This is a genomic window from Paenibacillus phyllosphaerae, from assembly GCF_014192105.1.
Lineage (GTDB): Bacteria > Bacillota > Bacilli > Paenibacillales > Paenibacillaceae > Paenibacillus_Z > Paenibacillus_Z phyllosphaerae.
Map to the genome: position 1 here is coordinate 1 of NZ_JACHXK010000053.1, position 1,450 is coordinate 1,450.

Below are 1,450 nucleotides of genomic sequence, written 5' to 3' on the forward strand. Positions count from 1 at the left end.
CAGAATGAACTGACCCCCAAAAGCTAGACACTATCGTTAAGCTACTCGTAAGGTATGAGTCCGGTATTGTATCGGACTCATACCTTTTAATTTTGTTTTAATCCGTTTGTTATTGTAGTAGTCGATATAAGCTGCCAGTTCTTGCTTAAAGTGATCCACATCTTGAAATTCTTTAAGATATAGAAACTCCGACTTCAACTGGCCGAAGAAGCTCTCCATCACAGCATTATCATAACAGTTCCCTTTACGAGACATGCTCTGCGTAATCCCTCGCCTCTTCAATGCATATTGATACTGCTTCATCTGATAATGCCAGCCTTGGTCGGAATGCAGGAGGAGCTCATCCCCTTTGGCTAAGCGCTTAAAGGCCTGATTAAGCATATCGGAGACTAAAGAGTAGGTGGGGCGGGGTCCCACCGTATAGGTAATAATCTCACCGTTATACAAGTCAAGAACTGGGGATAAATAAAGCTTTTCTCCGAACAACTTGAATTCCGTAATATCGGTTACCCACTTCTGATTTGGCTTCTCTGCTTGAAATTGACGATCCAGTACGTTAGGGGCAATCCTGCCTACGGTGCCTTTATAGGAACGATACTTCTTCATACGGACCACGGATTTCAACCCTAGTTCCTTCATTAGACGCTGCACCTTTTTGTGATTAACTCGATGGCCTCGATTAACCAATTCATCACGGATACGACGATAGCCGTAGCGGCCTTCATGCTCATCATAGATGGACTGGACCAGTTGTTTTAGTGACATATCGGGATCCGGACGATCTAACCTCCGTACCCAGTAATAAAAGGTGCTACGAGGTATATTTGCAAGCTTAAGCAGTGCAATCACCGGAAACTCTAGCCTTAATTCATAGACGACTTGCGCTTTGTCTTGTTTGGTGATTTTTCTTTGTTCTGAACTAAGGCATTCAACTTTTTTAGATAAGCATTTTCCATTCGCAGACGTTCGATTTCGGCTTGTAAGGCTTCAACAGAGCCCTCCGCAGGCTCTTGTTTATTCGTTCTTTTTTTATCCGTCATCGGTGATAGAGGCCCCTTTATCTTTGATTTGAGGGCGTCGATTCCATCTGCATTGAATTGGCTGCGCCACTTGCGAATAATCCCTGGAGAGGAGATATTGAAGATGACAGCAGCTTCGTTTGGAGACGTCCCATTCACGTTCATGTAATTGAGTACGTCTAGTTTAAATGGGATGCTGTAAGTTGTATAGGTCTTCTCAAAAGCTTTCTCACCATGAGCTTCGTATTGCTTTATCCACATCCGCAAGACCTCATGATTGACACCTAAGGCTCTCGCTATACTTTTACCTCCTTCAGCACCAGACAAGTACCGCTGAATGGCCTCCATTTTCAACTCTAAATTAAACTTGGACAAAAAAACTGCACCTCCAATTGTTAGACACTGTCTAACAATTGGGGTGCAGTTCAGAA

General features: G+C 43.5%; 1 protein-coding gene. It reads right to left on the minus strand.

Annotated features, from left to right (window positions below; genetic code table 11):
* Positions 1 to 36: 36 nt before the first annotated feature.
* Positions 37 to 1,394 (minus strand): IS3 family transposase gene (locus tag FHS18_RS33990; protein WP_183604813.1). Its coding sequence is split into 2 segments (ribosomal slippage): positions 37 to 941 and positions 941 to 1,394, totalling 1,359 coding nucleotides; the frame shifts between segments, so codons are not numbered across the junction.
* Between the last annotated feature and the right edge of the window lie 56 nt (positions 1,395 to 1,450).